This window comes from Paenibacillus sp. An7 (assembly GCF_009870785.1).
Lineage (GTDB): Bacteria > Bacillota > Bacilli > Paenibacillales > Paenibacillaceae > Paenibacillus.
Window position 1 is genome coordinate 70,748 of sequence record NZ_WTWX01000001.1, and the last position, 25,009, is coordinate 95,756.

Annotated in this window: 23 protein-coding genes; 4 read left to right on the plus strand and 19 right to left on the minus strand. The window is 39.8% G+C overall.

The annotated features are described in order from the left end of the window. Window positions 1–20: 20 nt before the first annotated feature. Window positions 21–602 (minus strand): LOG family protein, encoded by a 582-nt coding sequence (locus tag GQY27_RS00325; protein WP_160031533.1) that lies wholly within the window; start codon window positions 600–602, stop codon window positions 21–23. Between the two features lie 85 nt (window positions 603–687). Between GQY27_RS00325 and GQY27_RS00330 the strand changes: the two genes are divergently transcribed. Then, window positions 688–1,005 (plus strand): MazG nucleotide pyrophosphohydrolase domain-containing protein, encoded by a 318-nt coding sequence (locus GQY27_RS00330; RefSeq protein WP_160031534.1) that lies wholly within the window; start codon window positions 688–690, stop codon window positions 1,003–1,005. Between the two features lie 174 nt (window positions 1,006–1,179). Here the strand turns inward: GQY27_RS00330 and GQY27_RS00335 are convergent, their stop codons facing one another. From GQY27_RS00335 to GQY27_RS00385, 11 genes are all read right to left on the minus strand, one after another. After that, window positions 1,180–1,986 (minus strand): polysaccharide deacetylase family protein, encoded by an 807-nt coding sequence (locus tag GQY27_RS00335; protein WP_160031535.1) that lies wholly within the window; start codon window positions 1,984–1,986, stop codon window positions 1,180–1,182. A gap of 255 nt (window positions 1,987–2,241) precedes the next feature. Beyond that, complete coding sequence (gene cydC, locus GQY27_RS00340; protein WP_160031536.1) at window positions 2,242–4,002, minus strand: thiol reductant ABC exporter subunit CydC; 1,761 nt, start codon at window positions 4,000–4,002, stop codon at window positions 2,242–2,244. Between the two features lie 13 nt (window positions 4,003–4,015). Next, window positions 4,016–5,782: a thiol reductant ABC exporter subunit CydD gene (cydD, locus tag GQY27_RS00345; protein ID WP_160031537.1), complete on the minus strand. Its 1,767-nt coding sequence runs from the start codon at window positions 5,780–5,782 to the stop codon at window positions 4,016–4,018. Then, window positions 5,782–6,795 (minus strand): cytochrome d ubiquinol oxidase subunit II, encoded by a 1,014-nt coding sequence (gene cydB, locus GQY27_RS00350; RefSeq protein ID WP_160031538.1) that lies wholly within the window; start codon window positions 6,793–6,795, stop codon window positions 5,782–5,784. Before cydB ends, cydD begins: the two co-directional genes overlap by 1 nt. After that, the gene (locus GQY27_RS00355) at window positions 6,782–8,191 is read right to left on the minus strand and encodes a cytochrome ubiquinol oxidase subunit I (protein ID WP_160031539.1); all 1,410 of its coding nucleotides are present in this window, start codon (window positions 8,189–8,191) and stop codon (window positions 6,782–6,784) included. Before GQY27_RS00355 ends, cydB begins: the two co-directional genes overlap by 14 nt. Window positions 8,192–8,445: 254 nt before the next feature. Next, window positions 8,446–9,084, minus strand: coding sequence for a response regulator (locus GQY27_RS00360; RefSeq protein WP_160032003.1), 639 nt, complete (start codon window positions 9,082–9,084; stop codon window positions 8,446–8,448). A gap of 218 nt (window positions 9,085–9,302) precedes the next feature. Then, a complete protein-coding gene (locus tag GQY27_RS00365) occupies window positions 9,303–10,139 on the minus strand; it encodes a formylglycine-generating enzyme family protein (RefSeq protein ID WP_160031540.1) in 837 nt (278 codons plus the stop codon). A 134-nt stretch (window positions 10,140–10,273) separates the two neighbouring features. After that, window positions 10,274–10,909, minus strand: a complete 636-nt coding sequence (gene xynA, locus GQY27_RS00370) for an endo-1,4-beta-xylanase XynA (RefSeq protein ID WP_160031541.1) — start codon at window positions 10,907–10,909, stop codon at window positions 10,274–10,276. Window positions 10,910–11,205: 296 nt separating this feature from the next. Beyond that, window positions 11,206–12,630: an L-arabinose isomerase gene (gene araA / locus GQY27_RS00375; protein WP_160031542.1), complete on the minus strand. Its 1,425-nt coding sequence runs from the start codon at window positions 12,628–12,630 to the stop codon at window positions 11,206–11,208. 76 nt (window positions 12,631–12,706) lie between these two features. Beyond that, entirely contained in the window at window positions 12,707–13,402 is a 696-nt protein-coding gene (gene araD / locus GQY27_RS00380; RefSeq protein WP_160031543.1) for an L-ribulose-5-phosphate 4-epimerase, read from the minus strand. A gap of 16 nt (window positions 13,403–13,418) precedes the next feature. Next, window positions 13,419–15,020, minus strand: a complete 1,602-nt coding sequence (locus GQY27_RS00385; RefSeq protein WP_160031544.1) for a xylulokinase — start codon at window positions 15,018–15,020, stop codon at window positions 13,419–13,421. Window positions 15,021–15,363: 343 nt separating this feature from the next. Here GQY27_RS00385 and GQY27_RS00390 point away from each other — a divergent pair, with 343 nt between their 5' ends. Beyond that, window positions 15,364–16,446, plus strand: coding sequence for a GntR family transcriptional regulator (locus GQY27_RS00390; RefSeq protein WP_160031545.1), 1,083 nt, complete (start codon window positions 15,364–15,366; stop codon window positions 16,444–16,446). Window positions 16,447–16,514: 68 nt separating this feature from the next. On the opposite strand, the gene GQY27_RS00395 is transcribed toward GQY27_RS00390, so the two are convergent. Continuing rightward, a complete protein-coding gene (locus GQY27_RS00395) occupies window positions 16,515–17,411 on the minus strand; it encodes a LysR family transcriptional regulator (protein ID WP_160031546.1) in 897 nt (298 codons plus the stop codon). A 135-nt stretch (window positions 17,412–17,546) separates the two neighbouring features. On the opposite strand from GQY27_RS00395, the gene GQY27_RS00400 reads away from it, so the two are divergent. Beyond that, window positions 17,547–18,737, plus strand: coding sequence for a coenzyme F420-0:L-glutamate ligase (locus tag GQY27_RS00400; RefSeq protein WP_160031547.1), 1,191 nt, complete (start codon window positions 17,547–17,549; stop codon window positions 18,735–18,737). A gap of 174 nt (window positions 18,738–18,911) precedes the next feature. On the opposite strand, the gene GQY27_RS00405 is transcribed toward GQY27_RS00400, so the two are convergent. The 4 genes from GQY27_RS00405 to GQY27_RS00420 form a co-directional block, all read right to left on the minus strand. Further along, the gene (locus tag GQY27_RS00405; protein WP_160031548.1) at window positions 18,912–20,075 is read right to left on the minus strand and encodes an erythromycin esterase family protein; all 1,164 of its coding nucleotides are present in this window, start codon (window positions 20,073–20,075) and stop codon (window positions 18,912–18,914) included. Between the two features lie 37 nt (window positions 20,076–20,112). Continuing rightward, complete coding sequence (locus GQY27_RS00410; RefSeq protein ID WP_160031549.1) at window positions 20,113–20,634, minus strand: hypothetical protein; 522 nt, start codon at window positions 20,632–20,634, stop codon at window positions 20,113–20,115. Further along, a complete protein-coding gene (locus GQY27_RS00415; RefSeq protein WP_236570415.1) occupies window positions 20,559–21,077 on the minus strand; it encodes an LPXTG cell wall anchor domain-containing protein in 519 nt (172 codons plus the stop codon). The genes GQY27_RS00410 and GQY27_RS00415 overlap by 76 nt, the downstream gene beginning before the upstream one ends. A gap of 105 nt (window positions 21,078–21,182) precedes the next feature. Next, complete coding sequence (locus tag GQY27_RS00420; protein ID WP_160031550.1) at window positions 21,183–21,476, minus strand: putative periplasmic lipoprotein; 294 nt, start codon at window positions 21,474–21,476, stop codon at window positions 21,183–21,185. A gap of 288 nt (window positions 21,477–21,764) precedes the next feature. Here GQY27_RS00420 and pelA point away from each other — a divergent pair, with 288 nt between their 5' ends. After that, window positions 21,765–22,712 carry a pectate lyase gene (pelA, locus tag GQY27_RS00425; RefSeq protein WP_160031551.1) on the plus strand — a complete coding sequence of 316 codons (948 nt, stop codon included), beginning with the start codon at window positions 21,765–21,767 and terminating at the stop codon, window positions 22,710–22,712. Between the two features lie 168 nt (window positions 22,713–22,880). On the opposite strand, the gene GQY27_RS00430 is transcribed toward pelA, so the two are convergent. Both GQY27_RS00430 and GQY27_RS00435 read right to left on the minus strand, forming a co-directional pair. After that, complete coding sequence (locus GQY27_RS00430; RefSeq protein WP_236570416.1) at window positions 22,881–23,972, minus strand: CHAP domain-containing protein; 1,092 nt, start codon at window positions 23,970–23,972, stop codon at window positions 22,881–22,883. A gap of 96 nt (window positions 23,973–24,068) precedes the next feature. Next, window positions 24,069–24,872 (minus strand): hypothetical protein, encoded by an 804-nt coding sequence (locus tag GQY27_RS00435; RefSeq protein ID WP_160031552.1) that lies wholly within the window; start codon window positions 24,870–24,872, stop codon window positions 24,069–24,071. Between the last annotated feature and the right edge of the window lie 137 nt (window positions 24,873–25,009).

The window sequence follows — 25,009 nt, forward strand, 5'->3', positions numbered from 1 at the left end:
AAACTCATACTTGCCTAACTTTACGTCTGAGACTGTGTAATATATGTTTTTATTGCAGGAGGTTCATAATTCTGGAACAATCGAAGCAGTTCTCCTATATCCTCCGAAGATATCGCCATTCCTCGGTATTTTTCCTGTAGAAAGCCCTCTTTCACCATATGATCAAATAGGGTTAACAGCGGATCATAATATCGATTCACATTCAGAAAACCAAAAGGTTTTTGATGCAGCCCTAATTGAGCCCATGTAAAAATCTCAAAGAACTCTTCCAAAGTACCTGGACCGCCTGGTAACATGATAAATCCATCTGCTAGTTCAGCCATTTTCGCTTTTCTTTCATGCATGGATTCTACTACAATGAGTTCTGTTAAACTTTTGTGGGATATCTCTCTTTCTTCTAGGAACCTAGGCATGATGCCAGTAACATGACCCCCGTTTTCTAAGACCGCATCTGCTACTGCTCCCATGACCCCTACACTGGCTCCTCCGTACACAAGGCCAATATTATGTCTCGCTAATTCTTCTCCTAACCTCTTAGCCGCCTCCTTATACTCAATACTTGCTCCATCGCTTGATCCACAAAATACAGCTATTTTTCTCATTTAACTCTCCCCCTTATACCATATATTGTATCAAACAACTTATTATATGTTAAACTAAACTGTGCGATAGAGAGGATGAATACATATGGATGTAAGAGAATTTCAAAAGTGGGTTCAGCTATACTATGAACAAAGGGGATGGTCTGAGTTAGATATTTTCATTCGTATTGGGTTTTTAGCAGAAGAAACGGGTGAGGTGGCTCGCGCTATAAGAGATTTGGAAATCGGTAGAGATCGTCCCGATGAATTATCCAGTTCATATCTGGATAAGAAACAAGAGTTAACAGAGGAATTAGGCGATGTTCTAGGCAATCTCACTGTTATAGCAAATAAGTATAATATTTCTCTTGAAGATATTTTTCTATCACATAAAAATAAGATTTCTAAGCGATATTCAGAATAGATAGTTTACTTATATGGTCACCCCTGCTTCTAAGCAAGAGGTGACCCTATTTTATTTTACCGCTAGGATTGTTTCTTCCCTTCTCATCGCATGGACCGTTTGCATTACTCCATTAACAACAGTAGCTACCAGTATATTCGTCAAATTTCTGTTTTTACCAATCAGGCTATATAATTAGAATAACGTTAGAGTCTCTCCCCCAGGAATTTTAACTGGCTGCTCGTCGAGCAGTATCCACACACTCTGAGCAGAAGGGTTAAAGACCAAATGTTGATCTGCTGAAAATCTAAGATTCTTGTATGCCTTTACATAATCAACGATCTCTATATTCGTGGCATACCATATATCTTCTCGCCCGCCAATATACTCGCAGAACTGTTCTATGACATCCCAATTGTCTTTATCATCAAATTCGTAACTATGACCCCATACATACATCAGATTAATATTCTTTGGAGGCAGAGATACAAACGTCTCGGCATACTGCATCAGATTCTGATTGTGGTGACAGGTGGCTTTCCACTCCAAAAAGTTTTCTGGAAGCTGATATCCGCCCGTTGTCTGCACTACCCTTGCATATTCAATTCCGAAAACAGGCAGCATTTCGATAATCTCCTGGCTGTACGAACCATTAGGATAAGACATTCCTCTAACCGGATACCCAAATAGCCGTTCCAGATTCTTTCGATCATCCATGATTTCATAGAGGACTTGCTCCTTAGGACAGCGGGCAATCGAAGGATGAGTAACCGTATGTACGGACACTTCATGACCTTGATACACTTCGAGAGATTCTTCTTCACTCAGCCTGGCCCGATACCTTGTATCGCCAAACATCCCTGAGTTAATATGAAAGGTTCCCTTGATTCCATTCTTGTTAAAAATCGAAGCCAGTCTCCTGTCAGACAGGACACCATCGTCATAGCTCATCGTGAGTGCTTTCAGCTTACCTTCTGGATAACAGCTAAGAATTTTTGGCATAGGAATACAGCCCCTTTTTCATATGATAATCACCTACAAATTGTAACATACAAATAAACCATAAATTACATGATAAGTAATTTAAAAATCAAATAAGGAGAGTGTATAAAATTCCTATACTGCAATAAAAACTGATTAATACATAACAAAAAAGAGCGAAATGATAGCTACATCCTTCTAATGATAGCCAACATTCGCCCTTTTCTGATTTTAATCTATGAACAATTCTTATCGGATAACCTTACAGTGTTCCCATCACAATGAATATGAAAAATGGTCCAACTCATATAGATTTCGATATCTATCATTTGCCATTAGCGTGTGATGACTTCCTCTCATTTTTACGAATCCATCCTCCATAAAAATGATCTCATCCATTTGTTCAAGTCCCGTTAGATGATGTGTAACCCATACAAGTGAGCGATCCTTCAGCACATCAAGTATAGTATCAATCAGTTTTTTCTCTGTGATTGGATCTAATCCCACAGTAGGTTCATCTAATAACACAATGGGACGATCTTGGAGCAATACACGCGCCAAAGCAATACGTTGTCTTTCTCCGCCCGAGAAACGACTTCCTGCCTCATGCATAGAAGTATGAATGCCTTGCGGAAGACCACCGATAAGACGATCAAGTCCTACCATCTGAATCACTTGATGTATTTGCTCATCATCAGCGTCTGGACATGCCAGCCGAATATTATTGGCAACGGAAGTATCGAATAAATAAGGGGACTGATTCAGAAAAGAGAATAAGTTATTCTGTCCCCCATCTGCGGTATTTTCATTGATTCGTATGCTGCCTTCAGAAGATAAGATCGACCCTTGGATCAGCTGAAGAAGTGTTGACTTGCCAGAACCGCTTCTCCCTAAAATTGCCACCTTTTTACCTTGAGGGATTTGTAAATTCACCTGACGAACTGCCCATTCCTCCGATCCCGGATATCGGAAACCAACCTCCTGCAATTCAAGCATAGCAGACTCTAGGCTATCAAAAGATGCTACTTTATCCGCAGCCTCTCGATATTTCATTTCCTGAGCAACCATGTTAGCATCTTGTTCCATCTGCTTAATTCGCTCGACAGAACTGCGATATTCCGGAAGTTCCATAATGGCATTACTCGTCCGAAGCAGGGTATCCATTAGCGGAAAGGCTACCAAGCCAAACGCAGCAATCCATACCACGTCTAGCTTTCCTTCTGCCGCAAAATTACCTGCCCATAATGTCATACAAATGATAACCAGGCCAGATAGGCTATAAACAAACCAGTTCAGCCGCCAGTCATATCTTCTTAAATATTGATTAATACACGTGGATGCAAGCTGTGTTTGCTTAAATTCCTCTATAAATCGGCCGCTCTGTCCGCTCATAATCCAGTCAGTCAATCCTAGTACCGCATCCGTAAGTTCCTGATAAGTACGACTACGACGCTCTTTCCATTCCTGTCTTCGTCTTATGGTACTGAAGAGTGCGATACAAGGGATGATAAAGGCAAGAATACCTACAAAACATCCTAACCATAAAGCAAACTTCACATCATACATCCCAAGCGCAGTGATTCCAATACCAAAGAGCAAAACAGAAGAACATACAGGCAGAAGTGCTCTCAAATATAAATTTTGTAGCCCCTCGATATCCTCTGCTAACAGGCCTAACACTCTACCCGTACTAATACTGCGCCGAACCGTCAGCACGTGGGGTTCGATCGTTTGATACATTCTTACTCGCATTTGTCCAAGCACTTTTAAAATCGTACTATGGCTCAGCAACCGTTCTGCATACTGAATAACACCTTTACCAAATCCAAAGGTTCGAACAAGTACAATGGGTACATAAATCATGAGTATATTTTCCGGACGCAGTGCTGCTTTTGATATCAGCGCGCCTGCGGTATACATCATAGCAGCGGCACAACCAGCGGACAAAAAAGACAGCATAATGATAAGCAAAAACAACCAAGCATATTCCCTTACGTAGGAAGCAACCCAGGTTGGCTGCTCTTTGTTTTTTTGCATAAATCTCCGCATTTTATATGCTCACTTCCCCTTCTGCTTCATCGCTCCAATTTGCCTTGGTCAGCCAGGCGTTCGAAGTTCCGCAATCGGTAAGCTCGCCATGATTCATAAGCCATACATATTCCATCTCTTTCATCCAATGAAGGCGGTGTGTAGCAAGTAGAAGATGTTTGTCTGCGAGCAGTTTTAGTATGGTCTGCTTTAGTTCCCACTCGGTTTCAATATCAAGGCGAGAGGTCGGTTCATCCAAAATAAGAATAGGTCGCTTGCTGAGCAGAGCCCTTCCTAAAGCAATCCGCTGCGCTTGCCCCCCGCTAATACTTCTGCCGCCTTCTCCAATCGCTTCATGAATACCTGAAGGCAGTGCATCAATAAGTGAACGAAGACCTACGACATCAATTATTTCTTCCGCTTGCTCGGCAGTCGCATCTGGACAATAGAATCGCAAATTATCCAGAACCGATTGACTGAAAATATGGGGATGCTGCGGAATAAGAGCGACTTGCTGCTGCCACTGAATCCGTACATTTCCTTCAATCTTGATTCCATTTACATGAAATGTCCCTTCTGCTGGTTCGATTAATCCTGCAAGTAAGTGGAGCAAAGTCGTTTTTCCGGCACCGCTCATTCCGACCATGCCTAATTTAGCAGTCTGCGCTGAAAAATCCGCCGAAATGGTGTTCAATACCGAATGATCATTCTCTCCTTTTACAACAACATCAGATAATGTAATCGATAAACCGGAGGACAAATGAAATGGATCTGCATCAAGCGGCTGAACTAGTTCCTTAAGGTCAGGTTCAAAATGCGAATTCACATTCCTATCTTTTCTACTGGCATCCTGCGCAGCTAACATCCCTTTTATCGATTGCCAGGCTTCACGGCCATCAAGAGAGGCGTGATAATCGGAACCCAGCATCCTTACAGGTAAAAACACCTCCGGAGTCAGCAAGAGCACAGTGAGCGCTGCTGTAAATCCCATTGATCCGCCAATAAGTCTGATCCCTAAGCTTACTGCAACCATCGCAATAGACAACATACTAAAGAAATCAAGAGCAAAAGATGATAGAAAAGCAACTCGCAATGTTTTCATCGTCGCTTTACGATAATTGTCACTGACCAAGCGAATCGTTTTCCCGTGTTCTTTACTTCGTCCTAGATACTTTAAGGTCTTAAGACCGCGAAGCGCATCGGTATAGTGATGAGACAACATCTGATAAGATGTCCATTGCCGCTCAGCCTGTGTTTTTGCAGCAAGACCAAGCAGGATGAAAAATATAATAAGAAGAGGTAATGTAACCGTGAGGATACCACCTGATATTAGATCAAGCTTCATGGTCCATCCCCAGAGTACGAGCGTTAAAACCATCATATCTACAAATCTAGGAATTGCTAGCTCCAGATAAGTACGAACCTTGTCTACCCCTTCCATGACGAGCGTAATCTTCTCCGCACTGCTGCCAGAAGTATGGCATAGATTACGTTGCCCGAATATGCTCTCAATCAGCTGCTCCCTCATTCTCTCTGTTGCTTCCTCCGCAAACCGCCCAGATACTTTTCGCTGCATCCAGACGATCGTATATCTAGCAATGAGACATACAAAGAATAGAGTGAGTGGTTTATAAGCCATTTCTAGTGGTTGTTCTTGAAATAACATGCTGATTCCTTGGGCAAGAAATAGAGCTTGACCTATAATTGCTGCACCAAGGAGCAAAGAAATCAGTCCGAGAACCGTCAGATGAATTTTAATCCCTCGTAAAGTGAACCATGATTTGTCCATTAGTGATCCAGGAGCTCCTTCTCCGATACTCTTTTACGGAATACATAATAGCTCCAGCACTGATAACCGAGTACGAACGGAAGAAAAATGGCGGCCACAATCGTCATTGACTTCAACGTATACGGACTTGAGACCGCATTATAGATGGTCAGGTCATAGGCACTGTCAAGCGAACTCACCATAACACGTGGAAACAGTCCAATGAATAAAGTAGCAAAAGTTAATACAACAAGCAGACTTGTCGCTATAAAACTTAACTTTTCTTGTTTTTTGCGTAACCATAGCGCTGCAAGTACAAACACGACAATTCCTAAAATAATAGCCGCGATTAACCATCCACCGCGCTTTGAATAGAGATCCGTTTCACGGGAAGTAAGGAATGCAAGTCCCGCAAGGAAAAATGCCGTAATCGGCAGTGTAACGAGGGCGTATTTGTTCGAACGCTCTCTCAAATCCCCTTCTGTACGCAGTGAAATGAAAACAAAACCGTGGAGCAGACACAAGGTGAGCACGGCAACGCCTGCCCATACGGTATAAAGGTTTATAAGATTTCTTCCTTCTACAGCAATGTTCATATCACTGCCAATAGGAACTCCTTGTACAATCCCAGCGAAAATAATCCCCATCAGAAGTGGAGTAGAACAGCTGCCGATGATAATACAGATATCCCACAGTTTCCGCCAAACAAGCCCGCTCATTTGATTGCGAAATTCAAAAGCCACTCCCCGCAAAATCAGTCCAAGCAGAATGAATGTAAAGAGTAAATAATAACCGCTAAGCAGAGTTGAATACCAATGAGGAAATGCGGCAAACATTGCTCCAATCGCGGTAATCAACCATACTTCGTTCGCATCCCAGAATGGTCCAATCGTTCTAATCAGCATTCTTTTCTCTGAATCGTTTCGCGGTAAGATGCCGAGGGACATGCCCACCCCAAAATCAAAACCTTCAAGAAAGAAAAAACCTACAAAAAGAACGGAAATGAGTAAAAACCATAAATCATTCAGTGACATGACGATCTCTCCCTTGATGTGTATATGGATCCTCTATCGTCGGTAATGCATTGTCATTGTGATATGGGCCCTTACGAGCTTCACGCACAAACAGGAATGCTAAAACACCTAGTAAAATAAGGTACAGACTCGTAAAGGAAATCACAGAAAATAGAACCTGGTTACTAGTCACAGAAGTAGATACAGAATCTTCAATCGTAAGCAGTCCAAAGACAGTCCAAGGCTGACGGCCAATTTCTGTCATGACCCACCCAGCCGTATTACCGATAAATGGAAGCGCGATTGCCCAAGGCATTATTTTCAGATACCAAGGTCGTGCCTGATCCAGTCTTTTGCGCATAGCCAGGTAGATTCCGTAGAACGCAAGCAGGATCATAGCACAGCCGCTTGCAATCATGATTCGAAAACTCCAAAAGGTGGTTCGGACTGGAGGAATGTAATCACCAGGCCCGTAAGCTGCCTCATATTCTGCTTGTAATTCATTCATTCCAGTAACTGCTCCAGAAAATTCACTATATGATAAATAGCTGAGAATATATGGGATTTTAATCTCATATGTATTCTCTTGATTCTCTGGATCGATAACAGCGAATACTGTCCATGGTGCAGGATCCTCACTCGTATTCCATAGTCCTTCACTTGCCGCCATCTTCATAGGCTGTGTCTCAACAAGATACTGGGCTTGTCCGTGACCAAACAGCGCTACGCACATTGAGGAAATACCTGCCACAATTACAGCTGTAGTAAAGGAAGATTTGAAAAATTCCATGTCTTTTTTTCGCAGCATTTTAAATGCACTAATTCCCGCTACAAGAAAACCGCCTGTTGCAAAAGCAGCAAATATAGTATGCGGGAATTCCCATAATACCTGACCATTGGTGATGACTGCCCAAAAATCAGTCATTTGCGCTCTTCCGTCTACCACTTCATATCCGACAGGATGCTGCATAAAGGAATTAGCAGTCAAAATCCAGAATCCGGAGAGCATAGTACCAATCGATACGAGCCATATGCACATTAAATGCAGTTTTTTAGGTAACTTATTCCAACCAAACACCCATAGTCCAATAAATGTAGACTCTAGGAAGAAAGCGAGTAAAGCTTCAATCGCAAGCGGTGTACCAAATACATCGCCGACAAAGCGTGAAAACTCCGACCAGTTCATTCCAAATTGGAACTCCTGGAGAATACCGGTCACAACACCAAGTGCGAAGTTGATCAAAAGAAAATGTCCCCAAAACTTCGCCATTTTTTTGTACAATTCTTTTTTTCGTACCACGTACATGGTTTCCATAATGGCAACCAGTAAGGATAAACCAATGGATATCGGTACAAATACAAAGTGCAGAATTGTCGTTGTAGCAAACTGAATTCTTGCTAAATCAAGCACATCCATGATGTACTGCTCCCTTCGCGTAAGATATAACTAACCCATTATACCCAGGAGTTTAGAATCATACATGGCTCATAAGGGGGATGAAAATTGAAGAATACGCGACAACAAATTGACAACTTTGTGAAAAAAATAACTTATATGCCGTTGTTGTGACATTCATCATATTCTTATATGAAACAAACCCAAATTGAAAGACCTCCGATACTAAAATATAGTTCAACATTTGTAACACCAAGCAGTTCTCAAATCATTCCTTAAATAATTCCTTGCTCCATAGCGTACCGGGTCAATTGAACTCTGTTATGAACCTGAAGCTTCTGCAATATATTTTTAAGATGATTCTTCACTGTATATTCTGAAATTTCATATCTTAAAGCAATCTCTTTATTCGTCAGACCCCTAGCCACCTCATATAAAATATCCTGCTCTCTTGAGGTAAGGTGATGCACTGTTAATATTTCTTTTCTTTTCGTAATTTGCACTTCTTTCAAAATTTCATAAGCCAGTTCTCTACTCAGGGGTGCTTCTTCATTCAGTAAGCAGTCTAAATATTTAAGCCAAGTGGATTGATTTAGATTCTTAAATAAATAACCTTGAGCCCCATATTTAAGAGCTTCAAGCAGGTTCAGCATATCATCTGATGCCGTAACCAGAACAATCTTGACGAAGGGATAACGTTCTTTAATGTGTTTCGTAGCTTCAAACCCATTCATCTCGGGCATTTCAATGTCCATAAGAATAAGATCTGGAAGCCTTCGCTCCACAAATTCTATGGCTTGTAAACCGCCCTCTACTACACCGATGACTTCATATCTCTCCTCTGATTCTAGTATCTTACATATTGTATTTCTTGCCTGTGCGTGGTCATCAACCACCAGAACTTGGGTTTTCATGGTGTCCATTAATGAGTCCCTCTTTTTCTATCTTTGTTTTAAATCCTGCTGTCATTTTCAGTCTCGCTTAAAAGGCTGCCGTTGTACCGGCAACCTTTATCATTGTGCTAAGTATAAACCCGTTCGTCAAGAAGAAAAAGCCGCAAAAAGCGACTTTTCGGGCGGATATCCATGAAATTGATTCTAGTTCTGTTAAGAGACTTGTTTAATAGCGTACTCTACTCACCTCGTACAACACGAAATCCTTGATCCGGGCCAAAACCGTTGGGATCGAACTTACCTCGAAAAGGTATCTCATTGCTGTTAACGTCACCGATCCAACCGCCGCCTTTTACAATACGAAACGAATCTTTGTTACTCTCATCTTCATACCAGTCCCAACACCATTCTCTTACATTACCTGACATATCATAAATTCCTAGTTCGTTAGGCTCCTTAAGCCCTACGTTTTTCGCCTTTGTTCCGTTATTTTCGATCGCAGGCCAATTCCAATCACCTGATAAGTATTTTTCTCCCGCGTTTCTCCAGTACCATGCTACTTCATCTGCTTGATCGCTGCCGCTGTATGTGTATCCTTTGCTCATTTGTCCTCCGCTTGCGGCGTATTCCCACTCCGCTTCTGTCGGCAGTCTATAACCGTTAGCTCCCTCGTTCACCGTAACAGTCCATTTTATGGGATCATTTTCATTCTTATTGTTCGGATCTTTCTTGCTCTTATCTATATTATAAAATGTTTTTAAACCCTCTTTTTCACTTCTTGTATTACAATACTCAATCGCATCATACCAACTTACCATTTCGACGGGTAATTGTTCCCCTCTAAAATTAGATGGATTACTTTCCATTACATCTACCCACTCTTTTTGAGTCACTTCATATTTACTCATATAAAAGTTTGGAATGGTTACTTCCTTGTCATAATAATTGGAGTTTTCATTAACAAATGACCCGCCTTCCACGAGTACGAAGTTATCTTCTTTTGCTGACTTTTGTTGTGAACAAGCACTAATTAGAACGAGTAATAATGATAACAAGAAAATAGATCGCTTTTTCATTCATTTGTCTCCTTTTACGTATAGAAAAAAGTTATAGGCCGCTAAGGGCCTATAACTTGTCTCCGGCAAAGCCGAAAGACTTCTTTTTTAAAGAGTGAACTGCAAAGTACTCCTTAGTACCTTCGATCAGAGTGTTACCATACGGTTACATTCGAGCTGCCGCTGCTTTGGTAACCCTCTGTCGCTAATACTTGATAAGACCAACTGCTTCCGAGGTTCATCCCAACATTCTTCCATGCGTTAACATGGTTGCCAAACGTGATGGACGCGTTAACTCCGGTTGGTCTTTTGGATTGACGAACACTCCAGTACTGTGTAAATGTTTGTGTTCCGTCTATGGAAGGTGCATTGTACCTTGTTGTTGTGTAAATATCGTAAGTACCTCCATCACTAGTCACGGTCCCTTTAAAAGTTCCCGTCGGTCTATATGTGCCCCAGCTATCAACGACATAGTACTCAATCAATGAGTTCCTAGTCCATCCATAGAGGGTTAAGTATCCGTTACCTGAAGGAGCAAAGACACCCGCATTATAATTAACAGTACGGGTCGGTGATCCCGTGGTCCAGCCTTTACCGACAACAAAATTGCCCGTATTACTCCAGTTGACACTGTAATTCCCGCCAGAGCCATTGACCGCATTCACGGTTCCGCCGCCATCTGTCCAATTTTGCCAATAATCGGTTGCTGCACTCGAGGTTGCTGCAAAAATTCCTAAACTCATGGACACTGCAAGGATTACGGCTCCAACTTTTTTCTTCATCTTAAACATAAACTACCTCCTGACCTATTTTGGTTTCATTCTCGCTTTACAACATACAGCAGTTTCTTGGTTGTTTTTTGTTTCCAGAAGCAACATACCTATATCTGCCTGTGTCATCATTATTGAACTTGTATTATCACCTCCTTTACGGAAAGATTATAAATTGAAAGCGCATACAAAAATACTATGCAAATTAAAGGTTTTACTTCACTTTTCACAGGTAAATCGATTCCAACAGAAGAAAAGCCGTCCTTTTCAGGACGGCTTTAATGATTTATTCCTATATTATGGAAGAAAATAAATAATTACTTGATTACAACATATTCCAGGTTAACGAGTTTAGCGTAAGTTACAATTTGATCTGTAGTTAAGTTTAGAGATACAACGGTATGGTGGCCGCCGCCATTTTCGATCCAAGCTTTAACCCCATCTTGGAAGTTTGGTTTCACGTTCCAAAGTACGCGAGCTACGGGAAGTTTTGGAGCTGGAGTTGTTGGCTCGAAAGCAGTAACTTCGTTGATCAAAAGCTTGTAGTGTGTTCCGAAGTCAGCCATAGATACGACAACTCCGTCTCCTTGTTTTCCGTCGAATACCAAACGAGCTGGATCTTCTTTATCGCCAATACCGAGCGGAGAAACGACAACTTTAGGTTTGCTACTAGCGAGTGTTGGATCCACTTCAAGCATGTGAGATTGTAGGATAGACTCTTGACCAGCTGTGAGTTCATAAGTGTAATCTTCCATAAAGCCTGTAGACTTATTATGGCTCATGACTTTGAGCAAACGATCCAGTGCTGCTGTCTTCCAGTCGCCTTCTCCAGCAAAACCATATCCTTGTGCCATCAAACGTTGAACCGCAAGCCCCGGAAGTTGTTTCATTCCATGTAAATCTTCAAAGTTTGTTGTGAAAGCATTGTAGCCGCCTTGATCCAAGAAACGTTTGATCGCGATTTCATAGCTAATTTGTACTTTCACACTTGCTTCCCAAGCTTCTTTACTGTAAGTACCGTATTCAAAATCATACAATTCTGCATACTCAGCAAACAAATCGTTGATTTCTTCTTCTGTAACTTCATTGATAACCTGAACAAGGTCACCGATACCAAAGTAATCAACCGTCCAGCCAAATTGAATCTGTGCTTCAACCTTATCTCCTTCAGTAACCCCTACATTACGCATGTTGTCACCGAAACGAGCAACTTTGATATGGAAACTTTCATTGTAAGCAACCGCTACGTCCATCCACTCTGCAATTTGTTTTTGCACTTCAGGACGTTCCCAGTAGCCTACAACAATTTTATTTTGTTTGTTCAAACGTGCATTAATGAATCCATACTCTCGATCTCCATGAGCAGCTTGGTTGAGGTTCATGAAATCCATATCGATGGTTGCCCAAGGAATGCTTTCGTTATATTGAGTTGCTAGATGAAGTAAAGGTTTTTGCAACAGTTTTGTTCCGCGAATCCACATTTTTGCTGGTGAGAAGGTATGCATCCAAGTAATTACACCAGCAACTTCATCACGATAGTTCACTTCTTTCATAATGTTTGTAATCTTATCTGCACTTACTGCAAGATCTTGCAATACGAGCGGGTAAGGAAGAACACCGCTATTATTTAATGCGTCCGTCATTTCCTGAGCGTGAGCTTTCACTTCAGCTAATGCTTCTTCTCCGTATAGATGCTGTGAACCAACAACAAACCAAAATTGTTTTGTGCTAACTGTTGTCATATGAATCCTCTTTTCTGTAATTTATATTGAAATCAATATCATAAGTTATTAAAACGATGTCAATAATTCAGTGTGCTTACTTTTGTCCGTAATAAGCGTTTTTTCCATGTTTACGTAAGTAATGTTTATCTAAAATGCGCTGCGGCAATTCCTCGGCAAAATGATTTAAATTTCTAGCAAATAAGTTCATTTTCGAAACTTCTTCCAGCACAACACTATTCATTACTGCGGTTTTTGCATCTTTTCCCCAAGTAAATGGTCCGTGACCTTTAAGCAAGACACCAGGAACTTCCATAATATCGATACCGCGATTCTTAAAAGTCTCGATGATGACATGACCTGTTTCCGCTTCATAACCGCGGTCAACTTCCTCTTGTGTCAAGAATCGTGCACATGGAATAGAACCATAAAATGTGTCTGCATGTGTAGTTCCCATGACCGGAACATCAAGTCCCGCTTGAGCCCAGATCGTTGCCCATGGAGAGTGCGTATGAACAATACCGCCGATTTCTGGATAATGTTTATATAGTACTGCGTGAGTTGGCGTATCCGAAGATGGTCTAAACTCCCCTTCTACCACGTTTCCGTCAAAATCAACTACGACCATATCACTAGCTTTCATCGTTTCATAGTCAACACCGCTGGGCTTAATGACAAACAAACCGCTTTCACGATCAACTGCACTTACATTGCCCCACGTATATTTAATGAGTCCTTGTTTAGGTAGATCGAGATTGGCTTGAAACACTTCTTCTTTCAGTTGTTCTAACACCGGATTCCCTCCCCTTTTATGCTAAGTTGTCAACAGCAGCCTGCTCAATCGCCAGACCTTTTTTGTACCGTTCAATAAAGATTTCAAAACCTTTGACATCAACTTCATCCGGATGAACTTCCTCGGCCACAACATCTTTAAAGACTTTTTGGTCCAGGAAATCTTCTAAACTTTCGTCTGCGTCTTTATTCATCAAGTAAGATGCAAGAATGGCCATTCCCCATGCGCCGCCCTCTCCAGCTGTGCTTGTCACAGATACAGGGACATTCAGTGCAGCTGCAACCATCTTTTGTCCAACGAGAGGCGTTTTAAACAGGCCGCCATGAGCTAAAATGCTGTCGATTTCTACATTTTCTTTTTTCGTCAGAATGTCCATTCCGATCTTAAGAGCTCCAAATGCAGTGAAAAGATGCGTTCTCATAAAATTAGCTAAATTAAAGTTACTTTCAGGGGAACGGACAAAGAGAGGTCTCCCCTGCTCCAAACCTGTAATATTCTCACCTGAGAAATAACCGTAACTTAGGAGTCCGCTGCCATCTGGGTCTGCTTCGAGTGCCTTATTGAACATGACACTGAATAGTTTTTCTGTATCCGCTTTATACCCCATCGCTTGAGAAAATTCGCGGAACAGCCCCATCCAAGCATTAATATCACTAGAACAGTTGTTGGCATGTACCATTCCAACAGGACTGCCATTCGGAGTGGTTACCATATCAATTTCCGGATGTAATTCGGAAAGATCATTTTCTAATACAATCATCGCAAACACGGAAGTTCCTACGGAGACATTCCCGGTGCGTTTTCTGACACTATTGGTAGCAACCATTCCTGTACCCGCATCGCCTTCCGCAGGACAAAGTGGAATACCTGGTTGTAAATTTTCTGATTTATCAAGGATTTTGGCTCCAGCTGCCGTTAATTTACCAGCTTCTTCACCTGAGACATATACTTTAGGCAGAATATCTTGCAGCTTCCAAGGATAACCTTTGGCTGAAGTAAGTTGATCAAATTGTCTCATCATCGATTCGTTGTAATCTTTTGTTGATTCATCAATAGGGAAAATACCTGAGGCATCACCGATGCCGATTGTTTTATGATCTGTAAGTAAAAAGTGAATGAATCCAGCCAGCGTAGTGATAAAACGAATACGAGGCACATGTTCTTCTTCATTAAGAATAGCTTGATATAAATGAGCAATGCTCCAGCGTTCCGGAATGTTGAATTGAAACAGATCCGTTAACTCTTTTGCTGCCGCACCGGTTGTCGCATTACGCCACGTTCGAAACGGAACAAGCAGCTGATTATTTTCATCAAATGCCATATAACCGTGCATCATTGCGGAAAATCCAATAGAACCAATCGTTTGTAGTGTTACTTCATATTTCTTCTCTACTTCCTGCTTCATTTCGCTATAGGCTGCTTGCAGCCCGCTAATGATATCCTCTAAGTTGTACGTCCAAAATCCATCGACTAACTTGTTCTCCCACTCATAACTCCCCGAAGCAATCGTTTCAAAGTTATTCGCAATGAGGACTGCTTTGATTCGTGTGGATCCAAATTCGATACCAAGTGAAGTTTCTCCCTTAGTAATTGCTTGTTTGATATTTAGCTGGCTCATTCTAACGGTTGTCCCCTCTCAGATAGCACTTTTAAAAACCTTTTGATCGAAAGAAGGCGCTTTCCTTTTGTCAGATTCAGTATATTTTTTGTTCGTACATTTGTCAACAATATTTAAAAGATATACATACAAATTAATAACGGTCGTTCCTTTTTATTGGAATTTATGTATAGATAAAGATATGATGTGACATAAAGCTGCTTAGCGAATATAATTATTTTGAACTTTGTACATAAATAAGATAAAATAATTGTTTTGATTAGATACGAATGAAATTTGTACTTACAACTATTTTATATAAATTGCATGTATTAACTAACAACGATGAAAGAAGTGAACTCCAGTGAAACCAAAATATCAATTTATCATTGACGATATAAAAAGTAATATTCTCTCAGGCATTTATAACGTCGGGGAACAGATTCCTACAGAGTCTGCATTACAAGAACAGTACCAAGTTAGCCGGCAGACCGTACGAAAAGCGATTTTAGAACTGTCTAACGAGGGTTTTCTCCGAAGTGAAAAAGGATCGGGTACTTATGTCAGTAACCAGTACCGATCTAAATCAAATGGAAATTCGAATAATAAAATCATCGGCGTCATCACGACTTATATTTCTGATTACATTTTCCCCTCCATTATCCGGGGTATTGAAGGAAGGCTTAATGAGGATAATTACTCACTGCTATTAGCAAGTACAAATAATGATGTCGCACAAGAGAAAAAGGCATTAGAAATGATGCTCTCTTATGGTGTAGATGGTTTAATTGTGGAACCTACCAAAAGTAATTTATATAATCCCAATATTGCTTACTACCTAACATTCAAAGAACAAGATGTTCCTTTCATTATGATCAATGCTTATTATGAAGAGCTTGAAGTCCCTTTCTTTTGTCTTGATGACGTACAATCCAGCTATCTAGCAACAAAAGAATTAATCTCAAAAGGACATAAAAAGATTGGAATTATCTCAAAAATGGATGACCTGCAAGGTAAATATCGAATGAAGGGGTATATTAAAGCGCTGGGTGAAGCTAAATTACGGTTCCAACCGGAGCAAGTGCTCTCATTTGATACGGAGTCAAAGCAGAATTTATCCGTTAACATCAAGAATTTTCTAATTGAAAATAGAGATGTGCTGACAGCGATTGTTTGTTATAACGATGAGGTAGGGCTCGAAGTCGTAAATGTGTGCAGACAGCTGGATATTTCGATACCAAATGAATTATCTATTATCGGTCAAGACAATTCTTATATCGCAAAAAATGCAAACATTAAACTAACAACGCTGACACACCCGCAAGAACAAATGGGACGAGATGCGGCAGATTGGGTCATCAAGAAATTGCAAGGTAAAAAAGATCTTCCTACGACCACTTATTATCAGCCGGTATTAATAGAAGGTGAGACTGTAGTAAAAAAATGAATTTACAGAAATTCAGTTCACTGAAGAACAGTGTACATTGAATCTAGTAGCAAAAAGCTCAGTCTAAATCAAGTAGACTGGGCTGTTTGGTTTATACTTTCGACAAATTTCTGTGCAGCACGGGATAATGGAACATTTTTTAAATAGCATATGCCGATATTTCTTTTTGGGATTTCTTCTTCTAGTATGATCTCGTGTAAGTCTCCTCTTTCGAGGTAGTCCATTGAAAACTCTTTAATGACACAGGAAATGCCTAAATTAATTTTTGTGAACTCTAACAATAAATCATGCGATCCAAGTTCAAAGACGGGAGAAAGATGGTGTCCTCTTTTCTTTAAAAAATCTTCCACGTACATTCTTGAGTTCGAGTTTTTCTCTAGAAAGATTAGGGGCATATCCATTAAGTTTTCTAAACTAACCGGTTTTGAAATCAGTTCTTTGTATTTTTCCCCGCACACAAATATATCTTGAATTTCCTTACAAGGAATGACCTCTAACTGATCCCCTTGAATGGGCAAGTTGCAAATTCCAAGATCCGCTTTTCCCGTTTTTAAGAACTCACAGATTTCCATAGTTGTTCCATTTATAATATTTAATTTGATGCCAGGAAATTCTTTGTGAAACATCTCCAGGTAAGGCAGTAAATAATAACGAGAGATAGTATCCCCTACACCGATTCGCAGCTGTCCTGTCTTTAAGGACTTGAATTCGAGCATTTTATCTTCAGCAGCATGAATAATCCCTAGTGCAGAATTTATATGTTCATTTAATAATTTACCTTCTGTTGTTAAAACTACACCTTTTGACGTTCGATAGAAAAGCGAAATCTCTAACTCCTTCTCCAGTTTTGTAATCGCCTGGCTCACTGCAGATTGGGTCAAAAATAGTTCTTCTGCCGCTTTAGAAAAGCTTTTGTGCTGGCTGACGACATTAAATACGCGATATAAATCTAATTTTCCGATCATATTAATTCTCCTTATATCAAACATTACAAATATTAATTTTACTTATAACACTTTTCAGAGGTATAGTAAAATCATAGTGTTTAAACATTTCGTTACTAAGATACATAACGTGAACTCGGTAAAGGGGAGATTATTATGTCAAGAGCAGTAGGAACCGTTGTACGTGGACTTCGTGGTCCGATCATTAACCAAGGTGATTCTATTGAAGAAATCGTAGTGGATACGGTATTAAATGCAGCAAAAAGTGAAGGATTTTCGATCGAGGATCGTGACATTGTTACCATAACAGAATCCATTGTTGCTCGTGCGCAAGGGAACTATGCGACAATCGACCATATTGCGACCGATATAAATGAAAAATTCGGTGAAGAAACCGTTGGTGTTATTTTTCCAATTCTTAGCCGTAACCGATTTGCTAACTGCTTGAGAGGGATTGCTAAAGGCGCGAAGAAAGTCATCTTAATGCTAAGCTACCCTGCGGATGAAGTAGGTAATCACCTGGTAGACATTGATGAACTGGATGTTAAAGGCATCAATCCTTGGACGGATGTATTATCAGAAGATCAGTTCCGTGAACATTTTGGTTATAAAAAGCATCCATTTACGGGTGTGGATTACATTGAATATTACAAATCTCTCATTGAAGCAGAAGGCACAACTTGCGAGGTCATCTTCTCTAATAATCCTAAAACCATTTTAGAGTATACAAAATATGTTCTGACTTGTGATATTCACTCCCGTTTCAGAACCAAACGCATTTTAACGAACAATGGTGCTGAAAAAGTATTTGGTCTTGATGATATTTTATCCAAATCCATTAATGGCAGCGGCTTTAACGAAGCTTATGGACTTCTTGGATCTAATAAAGCAACGGAAGAAAGCGTGAAATTATTCCCGAATAATTGTCAACCGATTGTTGATCGTATTCAAGAGAAATTGAAAGAACTAACAGGTAAAACTGTTGAAGTGATGGTGTATGGAGATGGAGCTTTCAAAGATCCAGTGGGGAAAATTTGGGAACTAGCAGATCCTGTTGTCTCCCCTGCCTACACTGAGGGACTGAGCGGTACTCCAAATGAAGTGAAACTGAAGTACTTGGCAGATAACAACTTCTCTCATCTTCGTGGTGAAGAATTACAACAAGCGATTACTGAGTTTATCCAGAATAAAAACGATGATCTCGTTGGTGAAATGGAAGCTCAAGGTACTACGCCACGTCGACTAACCGATCTCATTGGCTCATTGTCTGATTTAACATCAGGCAGCGGCGACAAAGGTACACCAATGATTTACATCCAAGGTTACTTCGATAACTATACAAAATAAGATAAATACAAATGTCTTTATCCTGTAACGTGGAAGACAAACCTTTGGATATGATTGTTACATCACAACCCGGTTATCATGTTTCAACATATTTTAAAATGCACCTTGCTAAATTCAGTTTTAGCAAGGTGCATTTTTATTTTGGTTAACGTCTCTACTTGGATGTACAGACGATTATAAGTAATGAGGTGGTGAAACCTTTTTCACAAAAAACACTCCACTCAATTGCTCAGCTGGAATAATAAATTTCCTTGCCGTTCCATGCTCTAGGATCAGTGTTTTCTCAAAAATCCACTTATTGTATGTTTGCTCCGTGACATTAGAGAAATCAAGAAACGATACAGAAGACTCGGTATGATTCATGTAATCCTCTAGACTCCTTTTTGGAGGAGGGCCTATTCTATAGACTGTTCTATTCAATAAATGTGCCTCTCCTTCATACATAAACAGCCCCAAATGATAGGAGTCATCCATCAACGTTTTGCTTATTAGTGAACCCATGGGTCTGTAATTATTAGATGTCTGATAATTTTTATAAATATGAGCATTGTGAGCCCAAATTATTATCTTTTCATTCGGATATAATTCACTACAAATCCATTCTAAGTTAGCTGCCATGATTTTATCCCGATATTTCATAAAATCTTGAAAGTTATTTGTTAAATGATTTAGAAAAAGGCGCCTATTTTCGAGTTCTTTCTGAATGAATGTAAAGGGTAAGTCTAAACCAAGATTAATAAAATTCTTTTTCTTCTCCATTAGAAGATCGAGTAATTGATCTATAGTCTGATTTAGTTCATTTTGAATGAATTTATACTCTTGCAGCGTCTCTTTGGGTATCCTCTTCCTTCTTCCTGTATAATTGCTAATACGACCAAACCAATGAGCTGTGTTCTCTTCTACACTTTGTATGTTCTGTATAAATTCTAATGGAAAATCAATATTGATTTTATTTAAAAACGCTATCAACAAACTCTGTTTGCTGGAGGGCTGAAAATCAAAACCGATCAGATTAAAGTCCTTGCTAGCTTTTAATGTTTGGAATAATGAATATGTTTCTTCTGTTTTCCAAAATGGAAAGACAGAATGGTCTATGAATTCATCAACTGAAAGTTCATCTTTTAGAAAGTTCGAGGTATAACATTCCGTAAGTCCGCTCTCGAATGCTATCACTTTAAATCCCATTTTATGATACAGAAAATCAATCAATTTGGTCTTGAGAAGATTATGCTCAGCAATACCGTGACCATTTTCACCTAGCCATACATTTCGTTTATCCTTTAGAATGTTCTCTAAAAAGGTGAAATGATCCGATTTAGATTCGGACAAGGTATCCACAAGATGAGCATGTTCCTTTACCCACTCTACTGACCTGTTATATGTTCTCTTCCTCGACTGAAAAATTGTCACCCTCATCCCCCTTTCGATCAATGAATCCTGTGAAATATTTAAAATGTAGTAATGTATATATTGCGACAAAACCAGCATATATGGCATTCCCTATATACGGCTGACTTTGATAACTCGCTGCTTGAAGGAAGCTAATACCGGAAAATAAGATGGAATAGATCAACATGCTCCAGTAACCCCATATTTCATGCTTTAAAAAACCATAGGCTATGATCATGGCAATCACTACTAATGCTAGTTTTACAAATAATTCTGGAATAAAAGGTACGGAAAATCTTTCATTGAATGGTGGATTTTGCTCCATATTTATTGTAAACAATACCACTAAAGCACCAAATATCTGAAACCAGCCAATGATCTTAATGCCCATAGGATTTTTGATTATAATGCCTCCCTCTGTAACTAGCTGGCTTATTTCTTTCTTACTCTTCTCCCTACCAAGAAAGCCACGAGAACAATCAATACGATTCCAAGCGCTGTCATCCATATGTCTGAGCTTATAGAATTCAATTCTCTTGAATGATCCACTTGTTCTGTAGGTGCTTTACCTTCACCTAAAATCGTTAAATCTTCTGCTGCTTGAGCTAATACACTCGTCCGATCACAAATAATAGTTACAAGCTCTTCTCTGTCACCATACATAGAAGATGATTTGGCATATACTAAATAATCCTCCCCTTTTTTAAATTGAATCCCACAATCACCCCCACCGCCACCGGTACGAATGATGATTTGAGATTCTGAACCACCCTTCCAGATCTCACTGATTTCAAATAATACAGTATTTGATAAAAATCCATTTGTTCTCTCTTCCTTCACTTCAATTACGCGTCCTGAGAAAACGGCTCCTGATCGACTAAGTTCATCTTGAACGCTTTTAGGCTCCACACAAGAACAAGCATATGCATTTGAAGGTATGGAGATTGTCATGATGCTCACTAATAGACAAATTGATAGAATTATATTTATTTTCCTCTTCATCATCATCATTCCCCCTATTCATATTCTGATGTCAATGTAACGACATTCAAGAATCTAATTATTATCTTTAACGATCTTAATTTCATTGATTGTCACATAATAGGTGGTTTCCGAACGCATCTGAGGTCCCTCTCCGTCTTTTGGTTCACAGTCTTGCTGAATAGTAATCAGAAATCCATCGCCCTTTTCTTGGCTGTCATTAACCTTATTAAAGGTTTCTAAGTCATTTCCACAGCCAGGAACCTTATCTAGTGCCCTGCTTGAAGCAGTTTCTAAGGTAAGGTCTTGTTCTGAAGCACATCCAGATAATAATACGGATAGTAAAAATATAAAAAGTAAATTACGCATGACTTCCCTCCTTAACCTTCTACTTCTTAAACGCACCAACTCACCATTTGTTCCAACTAAACTTGTCAAGCGATTAAAATTACTACCTAATCATTGCAAAATATACACATATTTTGTTTCTGTTTTATTATAATAAGGTATATTATATGAAAGCGTTTACAGAATTCTGTTTCTGAGCCTGTTTAACCACTTTTTCTTAGAGGATTAGGATAGGTTTGATACAGTGTATTTGCTTCACATGTAAAACCAAAATGAACAAAGGAGCTGGTTTACCTGCGTAAAACAACAATGAAAGGAATTCCCTTTCTACTCGCTTTAACAATGTTCTTCTCCACTCTAAGTATTCTGTTCTTATCTCCTTCTGCCGTAAATGCCGCTTCTGGCGAAACGGCAAGCATCTCAGACATTTTAAAATACCAACAATCCGATGGCGGTTGGAAAAAGGATTATACGACAACCAGCGGAGAGTGGGCCAAGTCTACGATTGATAACAAGGCCACTTATACCGAAATCAGGAGACTAGCAGCTGAGTATCAAAAAACGAAAGATAGCAAGTATTCTGCTGCAGCGATCAAAGGAATTCATTTCTTGTTGAACATGCAATATGCAAGTGGCGGCTGGCCGCAAGTGTATAACAGCTCCGGTTATCATAAACACATTACTTTTAATGACAATGCCATGATTAACGTAATGATACTGCTGGATGATGTGGCTAACAAAAAAGGAGATTTCACCTTTATCGACAGCACTCTAGCCGGAAGATGTACAACGGCAGTGACAAAAGGGGTAAGCCTTGTTTTGCAAACGCAGGTTGTTGTCAATGGAAAACTAACGGTTTGGGGACAACAGCATGATTCAGTTACATTAAAGCCCGCTGGGGCAAGAGCATACGAAGTTCCTTCTCTCTCCGGCCAAGAAAGTGTGGGGATTGTTAAATTCCTCAAGACGAGATCTTCCACAACTCAAATTGCCAATTCAATCAAAGCTGCAGAAGATTGGTTTAAAGCTGTGAAAATTACTGGAATCAAAGTTGTAAAAACGAGCGATGATGTCATCGTGACGAGTGATCCGACTGCTCCAGCAATTTGGGCACGTTTTTATGAAATAAATACAAATAAACCGATCTTTGTCGGTCGCGACGGAATTGTTAAATACAAACTTAGTGATATTGAGCAAGAAAGACGAGTAAATTACTCATGGTACGGAAATTGGGCCAATAATCTAGGGATCTATTAAACAATGTACGTAATAATACGGAGTAACAAACAAATAATTAAATAAATAATTAAACAACCAGTCTCCGACTTAGAGGCTGGTTATTTCTATATTCACGTTCGCTTATTGTTTACATCGCTGATTGTAAAATACTCCGAAACAGTATATACATCTTTTCTCCGCGTAGGATTATTGGATGGGGAAATACTCTCCATTGAATTGATACTGGTAGCTTTCCTTTATTCGAATATATCCGAGTATACAATGGTTTCTATCTCTATATAGAACGCCGGAAACATTCTTATTGTTTACATTACCTTCTGCCACCATAATTTGGGGACCATCACAAGCTAACACGATACCAATGTGATCATGAGAATGATCAGATAATAGTTTTTCATATATAACAATATCACCACGAGCCGGACTAAACTCTTCTTCATTAACGTCATAAAAAAATCCAGTATCGGGCAGTTTTGCCCAATCTAGCAGCGCTCCAACTCCGGCAAGCCGATACATATGGTTTGGATAACGAATTGGCAGTAATATTCCCGCCTGCATACAGCAGTGATATACAAATGCAGCACACCAGTTATTCTCTAGCACTTTATATATATCAACGTCTGGCCAATACTTGCAAATCTCTCTATAATCCTCATTTTCAGGTACGCCAATAATATTCTTCTTTGCCAAGGTTTCTGCATAATCAGCAAGCATAGAACGTCTGTCTTCTCTGTGTGGATTTATTAATTTCACATCGATATGATTAGCGGTAACAAGCGCTTTTACTGTTTCTTCCGGCATTCCTAACTCTCTAAGTACATTTTGTAGTCTATGTATATCCATTGTAGGTACATGTCTTTCGGTATTGTGAAAGTACATCTGCAGTAAAATAGCATCTTTCAAAATTTCCTCATAGGGACCATGACTGCGCTGCCGATCATCTTGATAAAAAATCGATCTAAGAATAATAGACATCTCTTCATCAGAAAAGAGTTCGGAGCTGCGTAAGATAGGTCTTATTGCATCAGCACTATTGTGTCCTGGAAAGGACTTTACTCGCGTCTTAACAAAATAGGAATTGTGAAGCAGCCCCGCGATTACGGCAAATTCCGGGTCTTGTCCTCTCCTTATAGCAAGCATTAAAGCAAAACTTGAAACCCCAGACAATTGTGACCAAACCTGATGTTTCTTTAAGTTGCTGTCTTCAACTAGTAGAATATTATCAAAAACAAGAGATTGAACAAAATCAAGTCTCCTTGATTTCTTATCACTTATCAAAATTATACCTCCTCATCTCGAACGATCGCAGACTTATCTTTTACATATTGATCTATCTTACGACATTATGCCGTATCTATCCTAGCTTGTATATTTCTAGCGCCCCTCTCCATTTACAGCAATCATCTGAACCACCGTTCGGGAGTCACCCTTTAGCTTGACGTTACCGGCGAGCAGCTGTGAGGAACCATCTCCGTCTAGAAAAATGCCTTCCTGTAATTTCCCAGCAGCAACACTGCTCTTTATGGCAGTACGAAACTGCTTAGCCGTACATTTGGTAGAAGAAACAATAAGGTAGATGTCTCCTGATGTATCATAAGCCATTGCACTTCGCAGCCGCTTATCGTTAGGAAACGGAAGCCCTTCTTCATCGATTGCAATTTGATACCATCTGTTATCATCCATCAGGTTCATACTTACTCCACCCTGTGCCCAGAACTTTGTCTCATCTGAAATCCGGAGATCGCCGGCACTTGCAACTCGCTGAACGTCAATCTTCTTAGTAATCCGATCGTATACCATCGTTCCACGGTCGTATTTGGTGTTAAACCAGCCTGATCCATATTCTTTGACAACTCCGTTAGCAGGAACACCATCCATCACTGCAATACTAAGTAACTGATCTTCCCAAAAGAATCCGCCATTCATTCCAGGGAACCCCGAACGCACCACATTGTCGTTAATCGTCAGCAGCGATATATGATCTGGTTCCGTCTGCAATACGTGTAGAGTAACCCCATTGTCAGTAGTTATTTGGGTATACTTCAGTCCATCAGGAGTGTCTTCTATACTAATAAAGGGCCATGCAAATACAATGCCAAGTGTTAGCATGAAAATACTAAAGAAGATCAGTAAAGAACGTCTTATAAGGGCTACCCTGTCAATTGCTTTATCTCTCAATACGCACTCCTCCTACTGATTAAGCACCTTATATTTGACATCAACCTTATGAAATCCTTCTCCTATACTTTTATATAAAAAACAGCCGATCATATTGACCAGCTATAATTAATTCAATATTAAACTATAAATCATTA

What these genes read in the sequence shown, in the direction of transcription:
- GQY27_RS00325 (WP_160031533.1), bottom strand. Translation starts at nt 602, where the DNA reads ATGAGAAAAATAGCTGTATTTTGTGGATCAAGCGATGGAGCAAGTATT.
- GQY27_RS00330 (WP_160031534.1), top strand. Translation starts at nt 688, where the DNA reads ATGGATGTAAGAGAATTTCAAAAGTGGGTTCAGCTATACTATGAACAA.
- GQY27_RS00335 (WP_160031535.1), bottom strand. Translation starts at nt 1,986, where the DNA reads ATGCCAAAAATTCTTAGCTGTTATCCAGAAGGTAAGCTGAAAGCACTC.
- cydC (WP_160031536.1), bottom strand. Translation starts at nt 4,002, where the DNA reads ATGCAAAAAAACAAAGAGCAGCCAACCTGGGTTGCTTCCTACGTAAGG.
- cydD (WP_160031537.1), bottom strand. Translation starts at nt 5,782, where the DNA reads ATGGACAAATCATGGTTCACTTTACGAGGGATTAAAATTCATCTGACG.
- cydB (WP_160031538.1), bottom strand. Translation starts at nt 6,795, where the DNA reads ATGTCACTGAATGATTTATGGTTTTTACTCATTTCCGTTCTTTTTGTA.
- GQY27_RS00355 (WP_160031539.1), bottom strand. Translation starts at nt 8,191, where the DNA reads ATGGATGTGCTTGATTTAGCAAGAATTCAGTTTGCTACAACGACAATT.
- GQY27_RS00360 (WP_160032003.1), bottom strand. Translation starts at nt 9,084, where the DNA reads ATGAAAACCCAAGTTCTGGTGGTTGATGACCACGCACAGGCAAGAAAT.
- GQY27_RS00365 (WP_160031540.1), bottom strand. Translation starts at nt 10,139, where the DNA reads ATGAAAAAGCGATCTATTTTCTTGTTATCATTATTACTCGTTCTAATT.
- xynA (WP_160031541.1), bottom strand. Translation starts at nt 10,909, where the DNA reads ATGTTTAAGATGAAGAAAAAAGTTGGAGCCGTAATCCTTGCAGTGTCC.
- araA (WP_160031542.1), bottom strand. Translation starts at nt 12,630, where the DNA reads ATGACAACAGTTAGCACAAAACAATTTTGGTTTGTTGTTGGTTCACAG.
- GQY27_RS00385 (WP_160031544.1), bottom strand. Translation starts at nt 15,020, where the DNA reads ATGAGCCAGCTAAATATCAAACAAGCAATTACTAAGGGAGAAACTTCA.
- GQY27_RS00395 (WP_160031546.1), bottom strand. Translation starts at nt 17,411, where the DNA reads ATGATCGGAAAATTAGATTTATATCGCGTATTTAATGTCGTCAGCCAG.
- GQY27_RS00400 (WP_160031547.1), top strand. Translation starts at nt 17,547, where the DNA reads ATGTCAAGAGCAGTAGGAACCGTTGTACGTGGACTTCGTGGTCCGATC.
- GQY27_RS00410 (WP_160031549.1), bottom strand. Translation starts at nt 20,634, where the DNA reads ATGGATGACAGCGCTTGGAATCGTATTGATTGTTCTCGTGGCTTTCTT.
- GQY27_RS00415 (WP_236570415.1), bottom strand. Translation starts at nt 21,077, where the DNA reads ATGACAATCTCCATACCTTCAAATGCATATGCTTGTTCTTGTGTGGAG.
- GQY27_RS00420 (WP_160031550.1), bottom strand. Translation starts at nt 21,476, where the DNA reads ATGCGTAATTTACTTTTTATATTTTTACTATCCGTATTATTATCTGGA.
- pelA (WP_160031551.1), top strand. Translation starts at nt 21,765, where the DNA reads ATGAAAGGAATTCCCTTTCTACTCGCTTTAACAATGTTCTTCTCCACT.